The sequence below is a fragment of the Neptuniibacter halophilus genome (assembly GCF_030295765.1).
Taxonomy (GTDB): Bacteria; Pseudomonadota; Gammaproteobacteria; order Pseudomonadales; family Balneatricaceae; genus Neptuniibacter; species Neptuniibacter halophilus.
On the sequence record NZ_AP027292.1, the window covers coordinates 2,968,929 to 2,988,974 of the forward strand.

Below are 20,046 nucleotides of genomic sequence, written 5' to 3' on the forward strand. Positions count from 1 at the left end.
TCAGGCTGCCAGCCCCTGCCATGGGATGGTGTATAACCCCATGAGGATAATCAGGCTGCCTGAAATATGTTTTGTCATGCGCTTTTGCAGCAGTTGCTTCATCTGCGCGGCCAGCATCCCGGTAAGCAGCATCGCCGGCAGGGTGCCGAGGCCAAATGCAGCCATCAGGGCGGCGCTCTTGCTCCAGTCCGAAGCCGCAGATGCCCAGATCAGGGTGCTGTAAACCAGTCCACAGGGAAGCCAGCCCCAGAGCATGCCGAGTAGTAAAGCCTGTTTCAGGTTACGTACCGGCAGTAGCCGGCTGGCCAGTGGGCTGATCTGTTTCCAGAGAATGCCGCCGGCCTGCTCCAGTCGGGTCAGTAGCTGCCACCACTGGGCAATATAAAGCCCCATCAGCACCAGCATCAGCCCGGCAAAGGTACGCAGGGCGAGCTGAATCACCGGGTTTTCTATCAGCCAGCTCAGGCTGCCAAGCAGCGCGCCGGCGATGGCATAACTGAATATCCGGCCGCTGTTGTAACCGAGCAGCAGCCACGGGTTTTGTTTACCGCCGGGGTTGCCCATTGCGACCGTGGCGGCGATACCACCACACATACCCAGGCAGTGGGTTCCTCCCAGCAGGCCAAGAAAGAAAGCCGTGGGCAGAGCCAGCGCTTCAGTCATGCCTGGCTGAATCCTCATTGACCCGTGCATCTTTCGGGATCAGATCTTCGTCATCCTCATACAGGATACTGTGGGCCGGGCTTTCCAGATCTTCATACTGGCCGGTATTGACGCTCCAGAAGAAAGCCCAGATGCCACATCCTGCCAGGACAATGGCGATCGGTATAAGCAGAAAAATAATGTCCATGGATAGCCGGTGACTTGTTTGATTAGAGGTTGTCTATTCTACCTGATTTAAGGCGGCCGAGTCAGTTTCAACAGGGCGAGTGACACTGATCTGAGACAGACTTATCGGTCTTTTTGGCAAACGGTTGAGGCGCATGGCGTTACCGACAACCACCAGAGAGCTGGCGGACATACCCAGTGCCGCCATCCACGGAGCGATAAAGCCCAGCGCAGCCAGCGGCAGGGCCATCAGGTTGTAGCATAAAGACCAGCCCAGATTCTGGCGGATCACCCGCTGAGTTTTACGCGACAGGAGGATCCCGTCAACCAGGCGTAACAGGTCGTGGCTGATCAGTACACCATCGGCATTGGTTTTAGCCAGATCGGTGGCGCTGCCCATGGCGATTGAGGTCTGGGCTCCGGCCAGAACAGGAATGTCGTTGATACCATCACCGACCATCATCACCTGAGCCCCTTCGGTCTGCAGGCGCTTGACGTGTTCCAGCTTCTCTGCCGGAGAGACGCCGGATATTGTCTGGTTGATGCCCAGTTGCCCGGCCACTTCACTGACGGCGGATGAGTTATCACCGGTCAGCATCTCACACTGCAAACCGAGCCCCTGCAGCAGAGAGATCGCTTCGCGGGCTTCACGGCGTAATTGATCATTCAGGCGGAACCAGGCGATCGCCCCCTGATCTGAACAGAGCAGGAGCCATTGACCGCTGCTGGCCGGCAGCTCAGGAGTCGGCTGCGAACTGATTGCAGCGGAGTATTCTGGTTTGCCGATCCGATAGGTGAGTCCGTCAATGCACCCTTGCAGACCTTGCCCGAGCTCGGCTTCAATCGAGGTGGCTTTGAGCGTGCCTGCCTGATCATGGAAAGCTTTAGCAATCGGGTGTTCGCTGTGTTGCTCCAGCGCTGCAGCAATTCTTGTGGCCCGGTCGCTATCGTTGTTCTTAAGCGGAATAACCTCCTGCAGGCTAAGGTTGCCTTCTGTCAGTGTGCCGGTCTTATCGAAGACAATATGAGTGGCGTTTGCCAGACTCTCGAGCACATGCCCACGGGTGATCAGCAAGCCGTTCTGACGCAGGGTGCCGGTTGCTGCGGTCAGGGCTGTTGGTGTGGCAAGCGACAACGCGCAGGGGCAGGTAACAACCAGTACCGACAGCGTAATCCAGAATGCATTGGCCGGATCAACAACCCACCAGCCAAAGCCGACGCCACTGGCGGTCAGCAGAACCGCGGCGACAAAATAGCTGGCCACTTTATCGGCGATCTGAGCGCTCCGGGGTTTCTCCTCCTGAGCACGCTCCAGCAGGCGAACGATGGCGGAGAGCTGAGTCTGGCCGCCAACTTCAGTAATTTCTATCTCGATCGGGTTTTCGACATTGATGGTACCGCCGACAACCTTCGCGCTGGTTTCTTTACGAATGGGCAGGTATTCACCGGTCAGGGCTGACTCGTCTACAGAACTGCTGCCCGCGACAATGATGCCATCGGCCGGGATTGTATGGCCGGGTTTGATCAGGACCCGGTCTCCGGTTTTCAGATCGCTGGCCGGCACCAGTTGCTCCTCGCCCGCTACCAGTTTTATGGCGCTGGCGGGTAACAGGTTCAGCAGCGCATTGCCCGCGCGGCCAGTACGATGACGGGCCGTCATTTCGAGGAAGCGGCCGATTAGCAGGAAGAACGTGAACATCGTGACCGAGTCGAAGTAGACTTCACCGCTATCGGTCAGGGTTGCCCAGACACTGGCGAGATAAGCACCGTAGATGGCAATAGATACCGGCACATCCATCGTCAGGTGGCGGGTTTTGATATCCCGGATCGCAGCCAGAATAAAAGGGCGTGCAGAGTAGAGTATAACGGGCGTGGCGATCACCATGCTGGCCCAGCGGATAAACGTGACGTATTTGTCATCGATACCCTGAAGGGCGCCACCGTAGAGTGCAACAGCCATCATCATGGTCTGCATCATGCCGATGCCGGCAACCCCCAGACGGCGAGTGGCCCGCTTCTTCTCCTGCTCGAGAAGCTGTTCTTCTTTATCCGGGTGGTAGGGGTGCGCCTGGTAGCCGATGCGGTAGATCTCGGCCAGAATGTGGCTCAGCTTACAGGTTTCTGGCTGCCAGCTGATCCGTGCCCTGTGATTGGTCAGGTTAACGTGAACCTTACTGACGCCGTCGATCTTGCGGATATGGTTTTCCAGCAGCCAGACACAGGCTGCACAGGTAATACCTTCAATGACGAGAATGGCTTCTGCAGAGTTATCCTGATGCGTGACAAAATCGCTCTGGACGCTTTCATCGTCATACAATCCCAGTTCAAGCAACAGGCTGTCGGGCAGCTCTTTACTGTTGATATCGGGCGAGTAAGCCGATTCGGAACGGTGTTTGTAATAGTTGTCCAGGCCGCTGTCGACAATGGTCTGCGCGACGGCCTGACAGCCCGGGCAGCACATCTGCCGGGGCTCACCGTTGATAAGGGTCTGATACCGGGTTCCGGGCGGAATTGTCAGTCCACAGTGATAACAATCAGCGGACTGCTCCAGGCCGGTGCTATTAAGATCCTGCACTGACGTACCCCGCCCTGTTTATTTTAACGACGCCGTCAGTTCAATAGTCTTCTGATCGTAAGGCGGGTTAGATTCTGTGCGCAGGCGCCAGGTGGCATCTTCCGCTTCCAGCAGAATATAACGTTTACCCTTAAGGCTGGATTTCAGGTTGCCTGTATAGGCGTTGGTACCATCGACACGTTTCAGCGTGATTTTCTGGTCATATTTCTGATGCGTCGGGCTGATGATATCGAGAATCAGCAGGGCGGGTTTCTCAGTCTGGTTGCTTCTGAAATGCAGCATCAGGTCGCCGGTGAGGTTATCCAGTTGCAGGGTGCCGCCGATTGCCAGGTCAATCGCTTTCTGGGCTTTGCTGCTATCGACAAAATGTCCGCGGGCAACTTTGTAGTAGTCGTCTTTAACAATGCCATCGCTGGTGGTGATCGCGATGTAGAGGAAGAATGTACCGTAAATAAAGACCGCAATCAGCGGTGCAAGAATGAACCACAGCCAGGGCTGTTTGTACCATGGCGCTACCGAGTTGTTACTGCTGTTACTCATCGAATCTCTACCCAAAAAAATAGCTGCAAAGTCGGGCAGAGTCTCCGGCCCGGACAAAGCAGCTATTCTAACCTATTTATTTCAGGTTTGGGGGCGATTTTCGCCCCTCAGAATTGACCCGAATCAGTTCAGCGTTTGGGGGCCGGGCCGATAAACCGGTTCTCCTCTTCGATCAGAATCGATGGATCATCAAGTGCCTGAACCCGGAACCGGATATTGGTATTTGACCGGTCCAGGTAGCGTGGGTCGATCTGCAGGCGGATCGGCAGATCCAGCAACTCCCCGGACCTGATGGTAACCTGAGTATCACCGACGTATTCCAACCCATCGAGCCCTTCAACCGCGATACTGTAGTCATGGTCAACCTGCTCTTTGTTGGCAAGTTTCAGGGTATAAACATTCTCGATTTTACCGCTGGATGCCTCAGTATAGAGCTGACCACGGTCGCGCAGAATATCAACTTCCAGCGGTACCCGGCTGAAAAGGGTATAGCCGAAAGCGATGAACATGGCGCAGAGCACGGCAAAATAACCGATCAGGCGAGGGCGCAGAATATGGGTTTTGTTACCGTCAAGCTGGTGTTCAGTCGTGTAGCGCACCAGACCTTTGGGGTAGCCAACCCGTTCCATCATGTCATCACAGGCATCCACACAGGCTCCGCAGGCAACACACTCATACTGCAGGCCATCACGTATATCTATGCCTACCGGGCAGACGTGAACACAGGCGTTACAGTCGATACAGTCACCCAGCCCCTGGGCTTTGTAGTCTGAACCTTTCTTGCGTTTGCCACGATTTTCTCCGCGCTTTTCATCGTAGGAGATGATCAGGGTATCCTGATCGAACATCACGGACTGAAAGCGTGCATAAGGGCACATGTAGATACAGACCTGCTCCCGTAACCAGCCGGCATTGCCATAGGTCGCGACGGTGAAGAAGCCCAGCCACCAGGTTTCCCAGGGGCCAAGTTCCCAGGCGAGAATGCTCGGGATCAGTTCTTTGATCGGGGAGAAATAACCCACAAACGCTATAGCCGAAGCGACTGAAAACAAAATCCACAGCAGGTGCTTAAAGCCTTTGCGACGCAGCTTTTCACCGCTCCAGCCTTTCTGTTTGTCCATTTTCATGCGCTGGTTACGATCACCTTCGGTAAAGTTCTCGATCCAGATGTAGATCCAGGTCCAGACAAACTGAGGGCAGGCGTATCCGCACCAGAGTCGTCCGGCAAATACGGTAAAGAAGAAGAGGGCAAAGGCGAGGATAATCAGCAGCCATGACAGCAGCATAAAATCCTGTGGCCAGAACGTCATACCAAACACGTGGAACTGTCGGTTTGGCAGATCGAACAGTACCGCCTGACGGCCATCCCAGGTAATCCAGGAGAAACCAAAAAACATCAGCAACATAACAAAGCTGCTGATCTGGCGGAATTTTTTGAAGAGACCTGTGTAGTGCTTTACGTAAATATGCTCACGTTTGGCATACAGGTCATAGCTTTCCCCCTGGCCTTTCTTTGACTTCGGGGTAACGTCTTTAACCGGTATCTGACTCATACTGTTGCTCACCAGTAAATAGAGGACCTCACTTTCTGATACATGCTCATGTATTAGAAAACTCGAATATTATAATAGTGTCGCACAAAAAAAGGCGACATGATCTGCATCATATCGCCTTTTTATTCTGCTTCAGAAGTCCTTATTTATTGGACAGGCTGTAAACGTAAGCAGTGATCAGGTGGATCTTCTCATCGCTGAGCAGATCTTTGTGAGCAGGCATTACACCGTTACGACCGTTACGAATGCTGTGGGCAACTTTTTCAAAGGTGCCGCCGTAAAGCCATACATCGTCAGTCAGGTTTGGTGCGCCCAGTACTGCCATGCCTTTAGCGTCAGCGCCGTGACAAGCTGTACACAGAGCCTTGAACTGAGTTTCACCGCGGGCGGATGCTTCAGCATCAACCTGGTTGCCGCTCAGAGACAGAACGTAGCTGGTTACATCACGTACACCTTCTTCGCCCAGTACTGCGCCCCATGGTGGCATTGCACCGTTACGACCGTTAGTGATAGAAGCCTTGATTGTGGCAGCTTCACCGCCGTACAGCCAGTCAGCATCGGTCAGGTTAGGGAAGCCGTGTGCGCCGGTGGCTGCAGTGCCGTGACAGACGGAGCAGTTGTTGGCGAACATGCGCTGACCCATTTTAAGACCGGTCGCATTTTCAGGTTTGGTCAGGTCTTCTACAGGCAGGGCTGCATATTTAGCAAACACCGGCTTGTAAGTTTCTTCAGCATGCTGCATCTCTTCTTCCCACTGACCGTGAGAAGACCAGCCCAGCAGGCCCTGGAAGTTACCCAGACCCGGGTACAGTGTCAGATAGCCGAGACCGAAAATTACGGTACCAACGAACATCTGAAACCACCAGCGTGGCAGCGGGTTGTCATACTCTTCGATTCCATCGAAAGCATGGCCGAGGGTTTCTTCTGTCGTTTCTTTGTGTGTTTCGCCCTTGCGAGTGGCGAACAGCAGCCAGGTACAACCAAAGATGACTGCCAGGGTAATTACGGTTACCCACGCGCTCCAGAAAGCACTCATTTTTCATTTCTCCCGTTATTGATCTCACTGTTCACGGCCGGCTCATCATCAGGTTCCTGAAGAGGCATGTTAGCTGCCTCATCATATTTGGACTTGTTCTTAGGGTTGAGAACCCAGGCAAACAGGGCCAGGAACGTGATCAGCATCACGACCGGAATGTATGGACCATAAACTTCGTAACTCACGCGTTACTTACCGCTTGTTGGTGTATTCAGAATGCATTTTGCCCAGCGCCTGCAGGTATGCTACGAGAGCGTCGATCTCGTATTTGCCCTGAACAGCATCCTGTGCACCCGCGATCTGTTCGTCAGTAAATGGAACACCCAGAGATTGCTGTGCTTCCATTTTCTTAACGGTGTCCTTACCGGTTAGCTTGTTTTCGAACAGCCATGGGTAAGAAGGCATTTTGGACTCAGGTACAACATCACGTGGGTTGTACAGGTGAGCACGGTGCCAGTCATCGGAGTAACGACCACCTACACGAGCCAGGTCAGGACCGGTACGTTTTGAGCCCCACAGGTGCGGGTATTCAAAAACAAACTCGTTAGCGGTGGAGAAGTGACCGTAGCGCTCAGTTTCCGCACGGAACGGGCGGATCATCTGAGTGTGACATACGTTACAACCTTCACGGATGTAGATGTCACGGCCTTCAAACTCCAGCGGCGTATAGGTACGCAGACCTTCAATCGGCTTGGTGGTTGAAGTTGAGAAGAACAGAGGTACGATCTCGGCCAGACCACCGCCACTGATCACGATGATGACCAGCAGGATCATTAAGCCGATATTCTTTTCAATAGTTTCGTGTTTGATCATTTCTATCTGCTCCTTGACCTTAAGCTGCCTGTGCAGAAGCTTCAGCTTCTGGTGCAGTGCTGCCCTTACGAACAGTCTGCCAAGTGTTGTAGGCCATCAGAACCATACCTGTCAGGAAGAACATGCCGCCCAGCCAGCGTACGAAGTAACCCGGGTGAGAAGCTTCCAGCGCCTCAACGAAGCTGTAAGTCAGGGTGCCGTCTTCGTTAACTGCACGCCACATCAGACCCTGCAGGATACCGTTAACCCACATCGCACAGATGTACAGTACAGTACCAACGGTGGCCAGCCAGAAGTGAGTGTTGATCAGACCAACGCTGTACATCTGAGCCTTACCGAACAGACGAGGCAGCATGTGGTAAACCGCACCGATAGAGATCATAGCAACCCAGCCCAGTGCACCCGCGTGTACGTGACCCACAGTCCAGTCAGTGTTATGAGACAGCGCGTTTACTGTCTTAATAGACATCATTGGACCTTCAAAGGTAGACATACCGTAGAAAGACAGGGATACAACCAGGAAGCGCAGTACCGGATCGGTACGCAGTTTGTGCCACGCGCCGGACAGGGTCATCATACCGTTGATCATGCCACCCCAGGATGGAGCCAGCAGGATCAGGGACATAACCATGCCTACAGACTGAGTCCAGTCTGGCAGCGCGGAGTAGTGCAGATGGTGACCACCCGCCCACATGTAAGTCGCGATCAGTGCCCAGAAGTGCACTACGGACAGACGGTAGGAGTAGATTGGACGCTCAGCCTGTTTTGGTACGAAGTAGTACATCATGCCCAGGAAGCCTGCAGTCAGGAAGAAGCCTACTGCGTTGTGGCCGTACCACCACTGTACCATTGCATCAACAGTACCTGGGTAGACAGAGTAAGACTTGAACAGGGTTACCGGGATCGCAGCACTGTTAACGATGTGCAGCACAGCAACGGTGATGATGAACGCCATGTAGAACCAGTTACCCACGTAGATGTGGGAGGTCTTACGCATCTTCACAGTGCCCAGGAACACAACAGCGTACGCTACCCAGACCACGGTGATCAGCAGGTCGATCGGCCATTCCAGCTCAGCGTACTCTTTAGAAGAGGTCAGACCCATCGGCAGCGTGATCGCTGCAGCCAGGATAACTGCTTGCCAGCCCCAGAAGGTAAACGCTGCCAGGCCATCAGAGAACAGGCGAACCTGGCTCGTACGCTGGACCACGTAGTAAGAAGTTGCAAACAGGGCGCAGCCGCCGAATGCAAAGATAACTGCGTTGGTATGCAGTGGACGCAGACGACCGTAAGTCAGCCACGCGGTATCAAAGTTTAGTGCAGGCCAAACCAACTGGGCAGCGATCAGGACACCGACGGTCATACCGACGATACCCCAGATCACTGTCATTATGGCGAACTGGCGCACCACTTTATAATTGTAGGTGGGGTGTTCAGTTGCTGTGCTCATGTCAGGCTCTCATCAACAAGCTATTAAGGAAATTTTCAGTTTCGCAGGCAATTATCTTGGAATAGGGGCGTGTTTTCAATGTGTTTCGCGGTTGCAATGAGGCATTTTGTCGCAGGTGCACACCTCCTTCTTTGGTCGACAAAGGCTCCTACTTTTAGTGGTTTTGTGTTTCTAACTCACTGAAAAATATGACTAATTTCGTATAGTTGTTTTAGTTATAAAAAAATAGTTTTTAGCGCTTTAGTGGTTTTTTTTGACCTGTGTCTAGGTTTTTAGAGACGATCTTTCAGGCTTATTCGTGCATTATTTGACGTAAATCAAGTTTGGTCGGGCGTAAAAACCAGATTTTTGTCTGCGGGAGGGCTAACTCAGTGTTAATTAATGGAAAACCTATTTCGGGCAGGGTTATTCTTGCGCATGGCGCCGGAGCCGGCATGGACAGCGATTTTATGCAGGCAATGGCACTGGGGCTGGCTGATCTGGGTTGCGAGGTGATTCGCTTTGAGTTTCCCTACATGGCGAAGAGTCGGGCAGAGGGTAAGCGTCGTCCGCCGGATCGGATGCCAAAGTTGCTGGAGGCCTACACCGCCCTGATTGAGCAGGTTCATACTGCCGATGTGCCGCTCTTCCTGGCGGGTAAATCGATGGGTGGCAGGGTGGCTTCAATGCTACTGGAGGCATCACCGGCCACTGCTGGTCTGGTGTTTGGCTATCCGTTCCATCCCCGGGGTAAGCCGGACCAGCTGCGTACTGAACATCTGCTGCAGTTACAAAAACCGTTGCATATCTTTCAGGGGAGTCGTGACCCGATGGGTTCCATTGCTGAGGTGAGCAGGTACAATCTGCCAGCTTCAGTGAATATACACTGGCTGGAGGATGGTGATCATGACCTTAAACCGCGAAAAGCCTCAGGTTTTAGTCAGGAGCAACATATCTTATCGGTAGTCAGTGCCATAGCGGGAGTCATCTCTTGAGTGATTTAGATCGTCTGCTTTTACAGTGTCGTGCCGGTTTTGAAAAAGAAGCCGCCGCGGAGATTACCGATCAGTGTGCAGCGCTTGGTATCTATGGCTATTGCACGCTGAACAGCGATGATGGCTACCTGCTGTTTCACCTGCAGCAACCGGAGGATGGGGAACGCGCGCTGCGCGAGCTCCGCTTTCGCGAATTTATTTTTATCCGCCAGTGGGCGCTGGTGGGTGAGTGTCTGGAGCTGGCTCCTGATGACCGGATCGGGCAGATCTCAGCGCTGTTGCAGGATCTGCCCACCGCTACGGAGCTCTGGGTGGAGTATCCGGATACCACCGAAGGCCGGGAGATGGCGAGGTTTGCACGCAAATTCGGCTCGGCACTGGCACAGCATCTCAGGCGCAACGGCGGTTTGGAAAAACAATCCCGAAATCGTGCGCAACGCTTATTGTTGTTCACTCTGAGCGGTAGTCAGCTCTATCTGGGCTATGCGCCGGTCAGAAATTCAGCGCCCTGGCCTATGGGGTTGCCGCGTCTGAAGTTCCCCAAAGATGCGCCCAGCCGGTCTACCCTCAAGCTGGAAGAGGCATGGCACTGGTTTATTCCGCGTGAGGAGTGGGATACCCGGCTTGCACACAGTTCTACTGCGGTCGATCTGGGGGCGGCACCGGGAGGCTGGACCTGGCAGTTGGTGCAGCGCAGTATGTTTGTTACCGCCGTGGATAACGGGCCGATGCAGCCCGCGCTGATGGAGTCAGGTCAGGTGCGTCATGTGCAGGAGGATGCCTATCGCTTCGTACCGGATCAGCCGGTGAATCTGATGGTGTGCGATGTGGTGGATAAGCCGGTTAAAACTGCCGCGATGGCCGCGGATTGGGTGCTCAATGGTTACTGTAACGAAGCGATTTTTAATCTTAAATTGCCGATGAAACAGCGCTATCAGGAAGTGATCGGTTGTCTTAACCTCATTGCTGAGCGGTGTATGCAGGCGGGTGTGGCCTATGAGTTGTTAACCCGGCATCTTTATCATGACCGGGAAGAGGTGACCTGTCTGTTACGCAGGCTTTAAAAAAGCATGCCGAAACGGAGTGTTTGTGGCATCCCTTTCGGCATAATCAGCCAGTCGTGTACCGTTTCAGTGTTCGAAGAGGGTGACCTTTTCTTCGCTTTCCAGCATCGGGTTAATAGCTGCCATCATCTCCAGTCGTTCCGGGGAGCGGTGCCAGCGCTGCCAGTCCTGTACGGTTCGATAGGTGGCGATGACCAGACGGTGGTTGGGGTCATCGGTGTTCTGCAACGCTTCACCGGAGATAAAGCCGTGCGCCTGCATCGCCAGTTGCAGGGTGTCCCGGGCTGCTTTGTCGTAGTGTTCTGCCAGTGAATCTGCGATATGACGTTCAATCATTACCCGAATCATCTCGTTTCTCCCTCTAAATTAGGCCTGTCTTTTGTAAAGAATGGCTTATTTTTCAAGGAAATGCGACTTTAAACCGCAGATTGGTCGGAAATCACTTTTTCTGTAATCTCTAATTTGAGACAATGACCGACTTTCTGCAAGAGAGACACGATGAGTACGATAAAAGCTGACCATGTTCTGGATGCACAGGGCCTGTATTGCCCTGAACCCGTTATGATGTTGCATAACCGGGTGCGGGATATGGCGGCAGGAGAGGTCCTGCATATTCTGGCGACCGATCCCTCTACCCAACGGGATATTCCGAAGTTCTGTACCTTTCTCGGACATGAGCTGGTAGAGCAGTACGTTGATGAACCGCTCTACGGTTACTATATCCGCAAGGGCAGTTGATTCCTCATCGGGCTTGCGTTTGATTTTAACCCGGCAATTATACAGGCAACTGGAACGGGCAATGTGCTCGCAGGGGAGCCCCCTATCCAGACAGAGGCTATTCAGGTGAATGACGTAGTGAACAAAGCGCCAAAGGCGAAATCCAAAAACCGTGCTGCAAATATGGCTGCTCTGCAGCAGTTGATGGAAGCGTATCCGAAAACCTTTGATCGTAAAAACGTTCGTCCTCTGAAGATCGGCATTCAGGAAGATCTGGTTGCGGATGAAAAAGTAGCGAAGAACAAAATCAAGCGGGCGCTGGCCAGCTATGTGCGTTCGCTGAACTACTACCGTTCACTGCGTGAAGGTGCCGAGCGGATCGATATTAATGGCGAGCCGGCAGGTCTGGTGACTAAAGAAGAGTCTGATCACGCTAAAGATAAGCTGCGCGAAATTAACAAAGCGCGGCAGGAAAAGCGTAAAGAGCAGGAGCGTGAAGAGCGAATGTCCATGAAGCTGGAGCAACTGGTCACGCGTAAATAAAACGCAGGGATTACACAAAAAAACGGCGGTTATTACCGCCGTTTTTTTGTTTTATGGTATGCGCTTACGCGTTCAGAGGTCGCGGAGCGCCATGCAGGTAACCCTGCGAGCCATCAACCTCCAGCTGATTCAGGAGTTCCAGTTGGCTTTCACGTTCAACATGCTCGGCATAAGCCTTGATGCCGAGGCTGTGAGCCACGCTGACCAGACTGCTGACGAAGAAGCGATCCTCTTCACTCTGATCGATGTTGCGAATCAGCGAACCATCAATCTTAATGTAATCGGGTTGGATCGAGTACAGGTAAGAGAAGCCGCTCGGGTGGATGCCGAAATGATCGACGCCAAAGCCGATGCTCTGCTCGTTGAGGGCTTTGCGGAATCGGCTACTGGCTTCAGGATGGTTCAGTACGCTGGTTTCATCCAGCTCAAAGACCATTTTCTCAGACAGGTCGCTGTTTCGGATCTGTTGCAGTAGCCAATCAAGGTTGTCTGCTACGCTGACACTTTCCGCACTCAGGTTGATACACAGCGGGCAGGAGAGCTGACTGGCCTGTTGTGTGCCCAGCTCGAATACGGCCCGATCCAGCTCTGCGGACAGATTAAGCTCTTTGACCACACTGAGAAACTCACCGGCTGAGGCCGGCTGGTTGTTCTGGTTAAGAATGCGCGCGAAGACCTCCTCCTGAATCGGCATGGAGCTGGGGGCTTTACTGAAAACGCTCTGTACCTGCAGGAAAATCTTACGTTGGTTGATGGCATGAGCAACATGCTGTTGCCAGTCGGTCTGATCCGGCGCATTACTGCTCTGCTCATCAGCGTTAAACTGTTGCCAGAGCTGGTTGGCTTTTTCCGCTTCCTGTGTGGCGATTTGTGCCTCAGACAGCAGTTGGCTGCTGTTGCTGTCGTGCCGGCAATGGCTGCTGCCTGCGCAGATCAGTGGTGAGGGTAGTGGATCGCTGGCAAATTGGTTGAGCTGTGTGCTCAGTGTCTGGTCGAGCTGCTGCAGGGCGATAATGAGCTGATTGCTGTCGCTCTGGCGGGTCAGGAGGATAAAGTCGGCCCCGCTGACACGGCCCAGAATGCCCTGATCGGATTGATCTGCCATAATCTGCAGTTGTTTGGCCAGCGTTTTAATCAGGCTGTTGGTCTGTTCGATACCGATCTGCTGGTTGATCTGCTGCAGTGATTTAAGGCGCACGTTCAGCAGGGTCCCGGTGCCAAAGTCCTGGCGATAATCGAGGCGTTCTGCCAGTTGTGACTGCGTGGCCCGCTGATTAGACAGGCCGGTCAGGTTATCCTGATAGGCGCTGCGACGCAGCTCTTCGATATTGCGGCTCTGCTCTTCGAACATCTGATGTACCCGGCGAACCATCCGGTTCATGGCCTCAACCACCCGTTTCAACTCACGTGTTCTGGGTAGCTTTTCTTGCTCCAGATAGCGTTTCTCAGTGAGGGCGACAGCCTGGTTTTCAACCTTCTTCAGGGGCGCCAGCAGGTAACGGATCAGGGTGCTGATGGCCAGCAGACAGAAAAGGGAGAGGCAGGTGAACAGAATCAGGCTGTCCTGAGCGCCTTTCCAGAGTTTTTCGTAAGCGTAACCGGCCCGGCTCTGCACGTATATTTTGCCAACATGGCGCCATTGGTAGGTGACATCACGAAACATGTTGGGCGGGGTGATTTTTACCAGATCCTGAAACCACTGCGGCACATCCGGGCTGATCTCCGGCGGGGTCTGTTTTTCAAACAGTATTCCTTCTTCGGCATTGGTGACGATAATGCGCTGATAGAAGCCGCTGTCAAAGATCGCATTGACTGCGGTTTCTACCGTGGCGCTGTCGTTCTCCGCCATGTAAGGTGCCAGATAGAGCCCCAGATGGGTCGCTGAGTCCTGTGCGTGCGATTCAAGCTGATCCTGCAGCACCGAGCGGGAGCTTTCCGACATAATGTACAGCGTGCCAGAAACCAGGCCGATAAGGATGGCTAAGATCGCACCTATCAGTTGGTTAACCAGTGACATAACACTTACTCCTCATCATTAAACCTATTGTAGGTTAATGTCCTTATTTTCAATTCTTGATTGCAGTTTTACCCAGGGCTTCAGCCGATCTGATGTGCCGACCAGCGTGGTTCTGCGCCCCATCTTTGAGAGCCAGAGCTTATCGCCGTTAAAGCTGTAAACATGAAGCAGGTCCGGGCGTTTCGAGGCGGGCAGGATCTGGCCATTGATGTTATCGAGTACCAGCGGGACTGAGCCAGGAGTCTGATAGTAGGTCAGCACCATGTGCGCCTGGTTGTAGGTCAGGGCTTTTACGTAGGCCAGATTCATTTTTTCGACCGGAACACCCAGCTCCTTCAGGGTATAGTATTTGGCGATACTGAAGTCTTCGCAGTCTCCGCCATTGGTAATCAGAAATTCGACCGGCGTGGCCCAGTAATCTTTTTTCTTCCAGTGTTTGATATCGTCAATAAAGCGGACCTGATTAAAAAACCGATTCACCTCTGTGAGCTTTTCCTGTTCATCCTTGTCAGCCAGATCGGTCAGCAGTGCCTGCCAGCTTTGCAGGCGAAGTTTCGCCCGCTGGCCATATTTCTGCCCCAGCTTCTCAATATCAGCCTGGCTCAGGCGAATACTCTCGGCACCTACTTGAAGCAATAACAGGCAGGAGATGACGATCAGCAACACGAACAGCATAACGCTCTGTTTGCCGTGGTTGTGCTCGCGGGTGGCCGGGTGTGTGCGCAAGGTCAGATCCGTTGCCTCTGGTGATTTATTTCGTTGGCATCAGGCCGCACTGTTTCAGCAGTCGCTGCCAGGATTGTGTGTGCTGATCGCGGGCCCGGATATATTGCTGCCATAAACCCTCCGGCGCCGAAATCGAGATCATTTTAGCGTAATACGCCTGCATACTCTCGGGTATCTGGATATTAAGCTGCTGAAAATTAGACAATAAATCAGCATTTAGTTTCATCCATGGGGCGCTTTGATTGTGTACCAGAGCCAGGTAGGGCTGGACATCACCAATGTAGAACTTGAAGAACACATTGCGGAGAATTTTACCCTGTGTGCTGGCCTGCTGGTTATAACAGAGCGGGCGTTGGGCCAGTCGGGTATTGATCAGCGAACTGGCTGTGTTCAGGTAGTGCGTCATGAGTTCCAGCGAGCTGAATACACGAGTGCCACTGGCGTTTTTGTGCAGTATTTCATAACTGGGTTCAAGGTCAGGGATGGCGCTGTCGGGAGATTCAAACCAGCCGGGCGGATGACCTGTCAGCGCGACCAGCTGGCTCAGGGCAGCCTGACTGGCAGCGACTGTACCGTCATCCCGCAGTGGCAGCGGGGTCCTGTCCCGGCTGAAATTTGCCTCGATCGCTTCCGAGCTGAATATTCCGTTCCACAGTTCCAGTGGCAGGTTCTGCTGTTTGACCTGATAGATCTCATCCAGACGCCTGAGCAGAGCCTGATCGGCGCTTTCCTGATTGGCCAGACGCTGGCGACACTGGCTCAGGGCGCTGAAAAAGCGTAGCTCGTAAGCCAGTTTCAGAGAGGGGCGGTAAACCTTGCCCAGAGAGCTGTTACGTTCTGCAATCATCAGAACCAGATTGCATTCCTGTAAGCGGAGTACATCCAGTAATCCTTCACGGATCTCCTCTGTCGCCAGAATGCGTTCACGCTTCAGCGGGAATCCCGCACGGACAGGGGGTGAAAAGGGGGCAGGTTGTTCCAGTTCAAGGCTGTTGCTGAGGCGATACAGATAGTTTTCCAGCATGGCCTCAGGGGTGTCCCGGCTGCAACCGGTCAGCCCGAGAGCCGTGCAGGTTAATAGCAGGAGGAGCATGTAGCGCATCAGCAGCCTCCTCTGTTATGGGGAAAGGGGTTGCCTGCTCCGCCAGTAGAGGCGGGACAGTAACAGTATAGCCCCGATCGTCAGGCCGATTAGCAAACCGATCCAGAACCCCAGAGGGCCCATGGCGGGTAATAGTAAATTCGTTTTGCCGAGCAGGTAGCCGGTGGGGAGGCCGACAACCCAGTAAGCGATAAATACCAGCAGCAGGGGGATGCTGGTGTCTTTGTAGCCGCGAAGTGCACCGGCGCAGGTGATCTGAATCGCATCTGAGAACTGAAACAGTGCAGCCACCGTGATGAGTACGGTCGCAATTTCGATAATAGTGGTTTCCCGCGTATACAGAGAGGCGATCTCCTGAGCGAACAGTGCCATGGAGGCGGAACTGACAAAGGCCAGCCCCAGTGTGATCAGAAGGCCACTGCTGACACTGAAACGCGCGGCTTCCGGGCGTCCGGCGCCGAGTTGGTGGCCGACGCGGATGGTCAGTGCCATGGCGATACTCAAGGGCAGCATAAAGATCAGGCTGGTGAAGCTGATGGTGATCTGGTGCGCCGAGATAATCACCTCACCCAGATCAGCCAGCAGCAGGGCAATGACTGAAAACATGCTGGCTTCAATCAGCAGGGCAAAACCGATCGGCAGGCCCAGGCGAATATAGCTTTTCGCCTGAGTCAGCGGCGGCAACCGCCATTGGCTCAAGGGTTTAATACTGTCGAAGCCGGGGGATTTCTGCAGGTAGAGCAAAGCGGTCAGGCACATGGTCCACATCACAATCGCCGTGGCCCAGCCACACCCTACGCCGCCCAGTTCCGGGAAGCCAAATTCGCCGTAAATAAGCACGTAGTTGAGCGGTATGTTACAGAGCAGGCCCAGTATTGAGATCTTCATAACCGGGCGTGTTTTACCAAACCCTTCTACGTAACTGCGGATCAACTGAAACAGCAGCAGGGCGGGGAAGCCCCAGGATATGGCCGCCAGATAGGCCTGGGTCAGCCGCGCCAGCTCAGCTTCCACTGACATGAGTTCAAAGATGAAACCGCAGTTTTGCAGAAAGCTGATGCCGAGCAGGCTCAGTATTCCGGCGACAATCATTCCCATATGTAAAGGTTGCCGGCTCTGTTCGGCCGCTCCGGCGCCGACCAGATGGGCGACCAGCGGCGTAGTAGCCATCAGCAAACCCTGACTGGCGATAAACAGCGGTAACCAGATGCCGGAGCCCAACGCGACCGCAGCCAGATCGGTAGGGCTGTAGCGCCCGGCCATCAGGGTGTCGACAAATCCCATGGAGGTCTGTGCCAGTTGGGCGATGGCGATGGGCAGACCAAGGCTCAGAATTAGTTTTATTTCAGCTATCCGTTTCAGGGCTGGAGCTCCGTAAATAAAGAAAAGCGACAATCCAGAAGTGGCCGTCTCATACCGAGACTAAGCAGGAGTGCCGGAGGTTCTGTGATCTGTCGCGGGAGGGCTATTCTTGAGGATTGGGCGCTGAACTGCAAGCGCTGATGCATGGTCACTGCGTGGAGCTGGCTGGTTTTTGCACAGTCTGGCAGGGTGTGTGTTGTGTACGCTTATTGACCAAATGATTAGGCAAAACCATGAATTTGTCATTGAATTCACATGTAACAGCGCTATGATCAAGAGGCTAGAAAAAGAATACGGCTTGCATTGGTAGTGGCGGAGCCTCCTTTCGACACCTCCTATTTCGCACGGGTAATTCAGTTTTTCTCAGCTCCAAATCGTCAGGAACAGGGATGCTCCCGAGTTCTGGCAAATTACTAATGTCCAAAATAGGATGATGAAAGATGGCAACAACTGGAACAGTTAAGTGGTTTAACGACGAAAAGGGTTTTGGCTTCATTGAGCAGGAAAACGGACCTGACGTTTTTGCTCATTTCAGCGCAATTCAGGGTGACGGCTTCAAGAGCCTGGCCGAAGGTCAGAAAGTTGAATTCACGATCACTCAGGGTCAGAAAGGCCCTCAGGCTGAGAACATCGTTAAGCTGTAAACGCTCCGGTAGGCCGTAGCCCGGCCACAGCAAAATGATCGATAAAAGCAGACCCTTCGGGCTGCTTTTTTATTGCCCGAAAAAACTCAGGCGGTACTCCGTTCCAGCAGGGTTAATATCTGTAATGCTTCCCGTTGGTTGTTGCCGCAGAACTCGGCCTCGGGGGTAAAACCGGCGCAGACTGCCGGGCGTTCAGGCGAGTCAAAAATAAGGCAGAGAAGTTCTTCACTGAGGTGCTTGCAGCGTTCCCCGGCGGGTTTGTTTAAGCTGGAGATACTCGGTGCAATACAACAGGCACCGCAAGAGGCTCGGCATTCCATAATGTGTGACGGGGACCGCGAAGTGAAAAGGCTATTTTAGCCCAACTGACGGGGAATTTAAAAAGCCGGTCAGTGACCGGCTTCAGAGGGAGGTTGTCCGGGCTTCTGCAGGCCGCCTCAGGCAACCTGCAGTTCAGGCTTTTTTACGTTATCCAGCCCCAGAACATCCAGAGTACGCTGACGAATGCTGCGCAACAGCTCTGCATCCTGTGTCAGATCCTGACCGTAGGAAGGGATCATCGCGTGCAGTTTTTCCTGCCACTCGGGAGTGCTAAGTTGTTCTGCAAAACAGGTTTCTACGATGTTAACCATGGTGGAAACCGCCGTAGAAGCGCCCGGAGATGCGCCCAGCAGGGCAGCAAGGGAGCCGTCGGCTGCGGAGATTACCTCGGTACCGAACTCCAGTTTGCCCTTGCCTTCAGCGTCTTTCTTGATGATCTGGACGCGCTGACCTGCGTAAGACAGCTCCCAGTCTTCATCTTTGGCATCCGGGAAGAAGCGGCGCAGTGAGTCAACGCGCTCACCGTGAGACTGCATCACTTCACTGATCAGGTACTTGGTCAGGTCCATGTTGTTCATGCCAACGGAGAGCATCGGCTTGATATTGCCGAGGTTGATGCTGAGCGGCATGTCCAGAATCGAGCCCTGTTTCAGGAACTTGGTGGTAAAGCCGGCAAACGGACCAAACAGCAGGGCCTGCTCACCGTTGATGACACGTGTATCCAGGTGAGGTACGGACATCGGTGGCGCGCCGATCGGCGCCATGCCATAGACTTTCGCCAAGTGCTGTTTAACGATTTCAGGCTTGCGGCAAACCAGCCACTGGCCGCTCACCGGGAAGCCGCCGTAGCCTTTGCCTTCCTGAATGCCTGATTTCTGCAACAGTGGCAGGGCACCGCCACCTGCACCCAGGAAAACGAATTTTGCGTTGTAGATCTCTTTTGCGCCGCTTTGTTCGTTCTTCAGTGTCACTGTCCAGCTTTTGTCACTGTTCTGGTTCAGGTCTTTGACTGTGCGGCTCAGCAGTAACTCAAAGTCATCCTGCTGTTGCAGGTGGTTGACCATATTACGTGCCAGAGAGCCGAAGTTGACGTCGGAACCATAGCGAACGCGGGTCGCAGCCACTTTTTCATTCGGATCGCGATTGGCCATAACCAATGGCATCCACTCCTGCAGGGTAGTGAAATCTTCGCTGTATTCCATATCCTCAAACTGGTGTGAGGCACGCAGGGCTTCATAACGCTTGCGCAGGAATTCGACGTTCTCTTCACCCCAGACAAAGCTCTGGTGTGGAACCGGGTTGATAAACTGGTTTGGCTCAGGCAGTGCGTTCTGCTCGACCAGGTAAGACCAGAACTGCAGGCTGACTTCAAATGAGGCATTAATTGCGAATGCTTTGCTGGCATTGATACTGCCGTCAGCCATCTTAGGGGTGTAATTCAATTCGCAATAAGCGGCGTGACCAGTACCGGCATTATTCATGCCGTCAGTGCTTTCATAGGCAACATGGTCCAGGCGCTCGACCATGCTGATTTTCAGGGATGGATCCAGCTGCTTGAGCATAACCCCCAGGGTTGTACTCATCGCTCCCGCGCCGACTAGTAATACGTCTACTGATTTTGTGCTCATAGGAACTTCGCCATTTGTAATAATAATGGTTGTTTGAAGCATCACGGCTAACAGAGCTTGTGGCCCGGCGGGAGTGATCCATAACTCCTTGATCCCCGACCGGTTAGCGGTGGCTTCAATCTGGCTGCAACAGGCTCTTGCATAGAACTATGA

The 20,046-nt window shown here is 53.5% G+C and carries 20 protein-coding genes; 5 read left to right on the top strand and 15 right to left on the bottom strand.

Annotated features, from left to right (window positions below; genetic code table 11):
* The 9 genes from QUD59_RS13845 to ccoN form a co-directional block, all read right to left on the bottom strand.
* Positions 1–663, bottom strand: a complete 663-nt coding sequence (locus QUD59_RS13845; RefSeq protein WP_286237699.1) for a sulfite exporter TauE/SafE family protein — start codon at positions 661–663, stop codon at positions 1–3.
* Positions 656–850, bottom strand: coding sequence for a cbb3-type cytochrome oxidase assembly protein CcoS (gene ccoS, locus QUD59_RS13850; RefSeq protein WP_286237700.1), 195 nt, complete (start codon positions 848–850; stop codon positions 656–658). The genes QUD59_RS13845 and ccoS overlap by 8 nt, the downstream gene beginning before the upstream one ends.
* Before the next feature lie 33 nt (positions 851–883).
* Positions 884–3,403: a heavy metal translocating P-type ATPase gene (locus tag QUD59_RS13855; protein ID WP_286237702.1), complete on the bottom strand. Its 2,520-nt coding sequence runs from the start codon at positions 3,401–3,403 to the stop codon at positions 884–886.
* An 18-nt stretch (positions 3,404–3,421) separates the two neighbouring features.
* The gene (locus QUD59_RS13860) at positions 3,422–3,943 is read right to left on the bottom strand and encodes a FixH family protein (protein ID WP_286237703.1); all 522 of its coding nucleotides are present in this window, start codon (positions 3,941–3,943) and stop codon (positions 3,422–3,424) included.
* 128 nt (positions 3,944–4,071) lie between these two features.
* Positions 4,072–5,496, bottom strand: a complete 1,425-nt coding sequence (gene ccoG, locus QUD59_RS13865; protein ID WP_286237704.1) for a cytochrome c oxidase accessory protein CcoG — start codon at positions 5,494–5,496, stop codon at positions 4,072–4,074.
* A gap of 142 nt (positions 5,497–5,638) precedes the next feature.
* Positions 5,639–6,532 (bottom strand): cytochrome-c oxidase, cbb3-type subunit III, encoded by an 894-nt coding sequence (ccoP, locus tag QUD59_RS13870; RefSeq protein WP_286237705.1) that lies wholly within the window; start codon positions 6,530–6,532, stop codon positions 5,639–5,641.
* Positions 6,529–6,717 (bottom strand): cbb3-type cytochrome oxidase subunit 3, encoded by a 189-nt coding sequence (locus tag QUD59_RS13875; RefSeq protein WP_286237706.1) that lies wholly within the window; start codon positions 6,715–6,717, stop codon positions 6,529–6,531. The genes ccoP and QUD59_RS13875 overlap by 4 nt, the downstream gene beginning before the upstream one ends.
* Before the next feature lie 7 nt (positions 6,718–6,724).
* A complete protein-coding gene (gene ccoO, locus QUD59_RS13880; RefSeq protein ID WP_286237707.1) occupies positions 6,725–7,345 on the bottom strand; it encodes a cytochrome-c oxidase, cbb3-type subunit II in 621 nt (206 codons plus the stop codon).
* Between the two features lie 19 nt (positions 7,346–7,364).
* Positions 7,365–8,795, bottom strand: coding sequence for a cytochrome-c oxidase, cbb3-type subunit I (gene ccoN, locus QUD59_RS13885; protein WP_286237708.1), 1,431 nt, complete (start codon positions 8,793–8,795; stop codon positions 7,365–7,367).
* 434 nt (positions 8,796–9,229) lie between these two features.
* On the opposite strand from ccoN, the gene QUD59_RS13890 reads away from it, so the two are divergent.
* Positions 9,230–9,769, top strand: coding sequence for an alpha/beta family hydrolase (locus tag QUD59_RS13890; RefSeq protein WP_286237709.1), 540 nt, complete (start codon positions 9,230–9,232; stop codon positions 9,767–9,769).
* Entirely contained in the window at positions 9,766–10,833 is a 1,068-nt protein-coding gene (gene rlmM / locus QUD59_RS13895) for a 23S rRNA (cytidine(2498)-2'-O)-methyltransferase RlmM (protein ID WP_286237710.1), read from the top strand. Before QUD59_RS13890 ends, rlmM begins: the two co-directional genes overlap by 4 nt.
* Positions 10,834–10,899: 66 nt before the next feature.
* Here rlmM and QUD59_RS13900 read toward each other — a convergent pair whose 3' ends face one another.
* Positions 10,900–11,181, bottom strand: a complete 282-nt coding sequence (locus tag QUD59_RS13900) for an antibiotic biosynthesis monooxygenase family protein (protein ID WP_286237711.1) — start codon at positions 11,179–11,181, stop codon at positions 10,900–10,902.
* 150 nt (positions 11,182–11,331) lie between these two features.
* Between QUD59_RS13900 and tusA the strand changes: the two genes are divergently transcribed.
* On the top strand, positions 11,332–11,571 hold the full coding sequence (gene tusA / locus QUD59_RS13905) for a sulfurtransferase TusA (RefSeq protein WP_286237712.1): 240 nt from the start codon (positions 11,332–11,334) through the stop codon (positions 11,569–11,571).
* A gap of 117 nt (positions 11,572–11,688) precedes the next feature.
* A complete protein-coding gene (locus tag QUD59_RS13910; protein WP_286237713.1) occupies positions 11,689–12,093 on the top strand; it encodes a ProQ/FINO family protein in 405 nt (134 codons plus the stop codon).
* Between the two features lie 64 nt (positions 12,094–12,157).
* On the opposite strand, the gene QUD59_RS13915 is transcribed toward QUD59_RS13910, so the two are convergent.
* From QUD59_RS13915 to QUD59_RS13930, 4 genes are all read right to left on the bottom strand, one after another.
* Positions 12,158–14,110, bottom strand: a complete 1,953-nt coding sequence (locus tag QUD59_RS13915; RefSeq protein ID WP_286237714.1) for a bifunctional diguanylate cyclase/phosphodiesterase — start codon at positions 14,108–14,110, stop codon at positions 12,158–12,160.
* A 24-nt stretch (positions 14,111–14,134) separates the two neighbouring features.
* A complete protein-coding gene (locus QUD59_RS13920) occupies positions 14,135–14,785 on the bottom strand; it encodes a transglutaminase-like cysteine peptidase (protein ID WP_286241034.1) in 651 nt (216 codons plus the stop codon).
* A 76-nt stretch (positions 14,786–14,861) separates the two neighbouring features.
* Positions 14,862–15,938, bottom strand: a complete 1,077-nt coding sequence (locus QUD59_RS13925; RefSeq protein WP_286237715.1) for a DUF3080 family protein — start codon at positions 15,936–15,938, stop codon at positions 14,862–14,864.
* 15 nt (positions 15,939–15,953) lie between these two features.
* Positions 15,954–17,333: an MATE family efflux transporter gene (locus QUD59_RS13930; RefSeq protein ID WP_286237717.1), complete on the bottom strand. Its 1,380-nt coding sequence runs from the start codon at positions 17,331–17,333 to the stop codon at positions 15,954–15,956.
* A 407-nt stretch (positions 17,334–17,740) separates the two neighbouring features.
* Between QUD59_RS13930 and QUD59_RS13935 the strand changes: the two genes are divergently transcribed.
* Entirely contained in the window at positions 17,741–17,944 is a 204-nt protein-coding gene (locus QUD59_RS13935) for a cold-shock protein (RefSeq protein WP_286237718.1), read from the top strand.
* 437 nt (positions 17,945–18,381) lie between these two features.
* Here the strand turns inward: QUD59_RS13935 and mqo are convergent, their stop codons facing one another.
* Entirely contained in the window at positions 18,382–19,893 is a 1,512-nt protein-coding gene (gene mqo / locus QUD59_RS13945; RefSeq protein WP_286237720.1) for a malate dehydrogenase (quinone), read from the bottom strand.
* Positions 19,894–20,046 lie beyond the last annotated feature (153 nt).